Annotated in this window: 3 protein-coding genes and 1 pseudogene; 1 reads left to right on the forward strand and 3 read right to left on the reverse strand. The window is 54.9% G+C overall.

Going from position 1 to position 4,623, the window contains the following annotated elements:
- Positions 1-48: 48 nt before the first annotated feature.
- From IM273_RS11610 to dgt, 3 genes are all read right to left on the reverse strand, one after another.
- Complete coding sequence (locus IM273_RS11610) at positions 49-1,206, reverse strand: CdaR family transcriptional regulator (protein WP_193050464.1); 1,158 nt, start codon at positions 1,204-1,206, stop codon at positions 49-51.
- 146 nt (positions 1,207-1,352) lie between these two features.
- Positions 1,353-2,789 (reverse strand): serine endoprotease DegP, encoded by a 1,437-nt coding sequence (gene degP / locus IM273_RS11615; protein WP_028015572.1) that lies wholly within the window; start codon positions 2,787-2,789, stop codon positions 1,353-1,355.
- A 131-nt stretch (positions 2,790-2,920) separates the two neighbouring features.
- Positions 2,921-4,435, reverse strand: a complete 1,515-nt coding sequence (gene dgt / locus IM273_RS11620) for a dGTPase (RefSeq protein WP_028015571.1) — start codon at positions 4,433-4,435, stop codon at positions 2,921-2,923.
- Positions 4,436-4,517: 82 nt separating this feature from the next.
- On the opposite strand from dgt, the pseudogene IM273_RS22435 reads away from it, so the two are divergent.
- Positions 4,518-4,623: pseudogene (locus IM273_RS22435) on the forward strand (5'-methylthioadenosine/S-adenosylhomocysteine nucleosidase); the annotation flags it as partial.

A 4,623-nucleotide genomic window follows, 5' to 3' on the forward strand; every position in this document is an offset into this window, starting at 1 on the left:
TCAGCCCCGTGGGAGAGGGATGGGGTGAGGGCACCAGACCGCACTCAGTCATCTCTGTTCGTCCAGCTGCAACGCGACATAGAGCAGCAGCCTGTCGTCAAAGTTCCCCAAATCCAGCCCCGTCAGCTCCGAGATCCGGTTTAGCCGGTACTCAAGCGTATTGCGGTGAATAAACAGCGCTTTTGAGGTCGCCAGCGGTTGCACGTTATGGCGAAACCACGCCTGCAGCGTCCGGCGCAGCAACCCATTGTTGTCCATCGCCTTCAGGCGCGCTAATGGCCGCGCCAGCTCATTGGCCTGCCAGCCGCCGCGCAGGCTGTCGAGCAGCACCGGCAGCATCAGATCCTGATAGAAATAACTGCGGCTCTCCGGCATCCGCTGCTTGCCCACTATCATGGTGGTGCGCGCGGTACGCCAGGACCGGGCGATGCTGCCCGGCCCGGTAAAGTAATTGCCCAGGGCAACGCGAAAACGCAACTGGCCGTTCTCCTGCATACGGGAAATCAGCAGTTCCACGCGACGACGATGATCTTCCGCATCCCAGCGGCCGAACGCATTGAGCGCGGGTTTGAGTACCACCATTTCCGTCAGCGAGACGATCGCCACCAGGTTGTCGCGCTCCGGCGTCGCCAGCGCATTTTGCAGCTGCTGCAGCTCGGCCATCGCGCTGTCTACGCCAAGCTGTCCGCTATCGACCTCAATCACCGCCACCACGCGCGGCTGGTTCAGATCGATCCCCAGACGCTGCGCCCATTCGCTGAGTGCAGGCGTATGTTCTTCCGCCTGAATCAGGTTCATCACCAGCTCTTCACGTAAGCGGCTGTCCTGAGCAAGCAGATGCATCAGGCGCGACTGCTCCAGCATCATTTCCGCCGTCATGCAGACCAGCTCGCCGTATTTACGCAGGGATTCCGGTTCGCCCGTCAGGCCGATAACGCCAACAATTTCCCCTTTCAGACGCAGCGGCAGGTTAATGCCCTGACGCACGCCGTGCAGGTGTTTCGCTACCGCATCATCGATATCAACCACGCGGCCCTGAGAGAGCACCAGCAGGGCTCCTTCGTGCAATTCCCCAATACGCTCGCGATCGCCGCTGCCAATAATGCGCCCGCGGGCATCCATTACGTTGATATTGGTATCAATGATGCGCATGGTGCGCGCCACGATATCCTGCGCCATTTTGGTATCAAGATGCCAGCCAGCCATGTAACCCTCCTGTGAGCAGAGCTCAAGCATAGGGAAGTTCAGCAGCGACTGCATTGTGCGAATGCACAAAGTGAAAGGGGGAAGTATGGAGTTGCGGTAGGCGTCACAGAAACGAAAAAGCCCCTGCGTACAGGGGCTTAAGAGAATTACTGCATCAGCAGGTAAATTGAGGTGTCACCGCGCTGGATATTCAGCGCCAGCACGGACGGTTTGCTGTCGAGAATTTTGCGCAGTTCAGCGATGTTTTTCACCGGTTGCTGGTTAGCCCCCATGATCACATCGCCTTTTTTCAGGCCGATACGGGCAGCAGGTGAATTTGCTTTCACGTTGTTCACCACCACGCCTTTGTCCTGGCCCTTGTTACTCATCTCTGCGCCTTCAATTCCGCTGAAGATGGTGCTGGAGTCCACCTGATTCTGGCTGCTCTGCTGCAGCTCCAGGCTTACGTTAACCGGTTTGCCGTCACGCAGCAGGCCAAGGGTCACTTTGCTGCCAATTGGCATCGAGCCCACTTCCGCACGCAGGGCGGCAAAGCTGCTGATCGGTTTACCGTTCAGAGAGGTGATCACATCACCCGCTTTAATGCCCGCCTTCGCTGCAGAGGAGTTCGGCATAACCTGGCTGACGAACGCACCGCGCTGCGCATCCACCTTCATCGCTTTCGCCAGCTCGGAGTTCAGCTCGGTACCCATAATACCCAGCTCACCGCGTTTCACCTGGCCGTACTGCACCATTTGAGCAGTCAGGTTTTTCACCATGTTGCTCGGGATAGCAAAGCCGATACCGATGTTACCGCCGTCCGGTGCCAGAATAGCGGTGTTGATACCGATCAGCTCGCCGTTCAGGTTCACCAGCGCACCGCCGGAGTTACCACGGTTAATGGCCGCATCCGTCTGGATGAAGTTTTCATAGTTTTCCGCATTCAGGCCGCTACGGCCCAACGCAGAGACGATACCCGAGGTCACGGTTTCACCCAGACCGAACGGGTTACCGATAGCGACGGTGTAATCGCCCACGCGCAGCGCATCGGAGTCGGCAATTTTAATCGCCGTCAGGTTCTTCGGATCCTGAATCTGGATCAGCGCGATGTCGGAGCGCGGATCTTTACCCACCACTTTAGCATCGAATTTACGACCATCGCTCAGCTGAACTTTAATGGTGCTGGCGTTATCCACAACGTGGTTGTTGGTGACCACGTAGCCTTTTGCGGCATCAATAATCACACCGGAACCAAGCGCCATGAATTTCTGTTGCTGGCCGCCGCCCTGGCCGTCATCCCCTGCGCCACCGCCCTGACAGAACGGAGAACTCTGGAATGGCGAACCGTCCTGGCAGAACGGTGAATTGTCACCGAAGAACTGCTGGAAGTTACGCGGCATGCGCGGCGTATTGACGGTCGTGCTGCCCTCAACGTTAATACTCACCACCGATGGCATCACTTTTTCGAGCATCGGTGCCAGGCTTGGCATCTGCTGCGCGGTTGCTGCCGACGACGCGGTCTCGGCTGCAGTAGCAGTCAGAGGAGACAGCGCTAAACCTAAACTCAGAGCCAGTGCACTCATTGCTAATGTGGTTTTTTTCATGTTTCTCAATCTCGATTTACAGGTAACGCAAAATTGCTGTGTAACTCAGATTCATTTTATACCGCTTAGTTCCGGCCATAAGTTTATGGAAAAGGTAAAAATTTATTGGCCTTCTTTACAAAACTCCGGAATTATTCCACGGCCATGAGCTTGCGGTATTCATCCCAGGCATACAAATCGGTCATGCCGCTGATATAGTCCTGGATTAGACGGCAGCGATAATAATATTCCATCACCGGCCATTCCAGAGCGTGGCGATCCAGCTTACCCATCGCTTCGACATACGCCAGCCGATGGCGGGTAGAAAGTTTCTGATAAAGCCGGGATTCGATAGGAATTCGCCGCACGCGTTCTTTTTCCACCAGCTCGCTAAACTCCTCGACGGAGAGCTGAAGCAACGGGGAATAAATTTCCAGTAATCCACTAATTACACGGTATCCCTGCAGTTCCAGTTGCTCGACATCAGGATGGCTGAACACATGCCGCATTGCCACATGTTTATAAAGCTCAAGGAGTTGGCTGAAACTGCTGTCATCTTCCAGCAGCGCATGATTGAATTCCCCGCTAAAGATTTGCGGCAAATTATCAATAAAGCGCGAGGCGGCATACGGCACCAGTTTATTTAATGTATTGACCCGCAAATACATAAAGAACTGATCTTCCGTACTGCGGCTTAACGTATTTGAGCGCGATTTTTCCCAGGCATTTTCGACAACCTGCGCAAACAGCGATCCTTTTTCATGGGTTCCCCATGCCGCATAAAGATGCTGATAAAGCTCCTCGACGCTGAATATTCTTTTCTCAACGGCATCTTCCAGGTCAGCCACGCAATAGGAAATATCGTCGGCGGCTTCCATAATCCACGTCAATGGGAATCGGCCGTTTGGCGTCAGGGATAGTTCTTTACGCAGCCGTTCTATATAGGCCTCTTCGGAAAGGTAATAGCCCGGTTTTTTCATTAAATAGCTGTGGGATGCGGGCGTCTCCCCCATCCACCACGCGGGACGCGTATATTTCAAAATGCAGCCAACCTGCGCCCAGGTCAGGTTCATGCGCATCAGGGAGTGCACCAGCCGGATCCCCTGCGCGTTGCCCTCAAAGTGACAGAGATCCTGGCGCACTTTGCGGCGCAGATCGTTCAGCCCTTCTTCGCCTTCACGCAGGCGTAAATCGCGCACGATGCAGCGGTCATCGCTGAGTGGCTGGCTTGCCGCATCCGACGGATAAAGCCGTTGTTTAAACCAGTCATTAATAGCCGCCTCGCCAAAATGGCCAAAAGGCGGGTTGCCGATGTCATGCATCAGGCAGGCCATCTCAACGATGCTCTCGAAGGGCCCCGTCAGCTCATCCAGGCCATAGGTTTCCAGTAAACGCTGCTCTTTGAGGCGGCTTAAAATCTCTTTGGCAATATAACGCCCGACCTGCTGCACTTCCATGGAGTGGGTTAAGCGCGTGCGCACCGCGGCGTTACGCTCCAGCGGGAATACCTGGGTCTTTTGCTGCAGACGCCGGATGGCGGGCGAGTTAATAATCCTGCCGCGATCGCTTTCGAAGATACGCAGGATCTCATGTTCGCTCTTTTCGCCCTGCGGCGAACGGAAACGTCGGTGCCAGTTAATTTTGGTACGAAAATCGATTGGTGACATGTGCTCCCCCGCGTGAGAATGCGTTTCCCCTTAACCGCATGATAGACTATGCCTCTTAACAAGGCACATCGCGAGTAAATCTATGAAAATCGGCATTATTGGTGCAATGGAAGAAGAAGTTACGCTCCTGCGTGACAAAATTGAGAACCGTCAGACCCTCTCTCTCGGGGGTTGTGAGATCTACACCG

The sequence above is a fragment of the Enterobacter cloacae complex sp. P13B genome, from assembly GCF_014895915.1.
GTDB lineage: Bacteria > Pseudomonadota > Gammaproteobacteria > Enterobacterales > Enterobacteriaceae > Enterobacter > Enterobacter bugandensis.

Bases quoted from the DNA above. Each gene is read 5' to 3' on its own strand.
- IM273_RS11610 (WP_193050464.1), bottom strand. From the start codon at position 1,206: ATGGCTGGCTGGCATCTTGATACCAAAATGGCGCAGGATATCGTGGCG.
- degP (WP_028015572.1), bottom strand. From the start codon at position 2,789: ATGAAAAAAACCACATTAGCAATGAGTGCACTGGCTCTGAGTTTAGGT.
- dgt (WP_028015571.1), bottom strand. From the start codon at position 4,435: ATGTCACCAATCGATTTTCGTACCAAAATTAACTGGCACCGACGTTTC.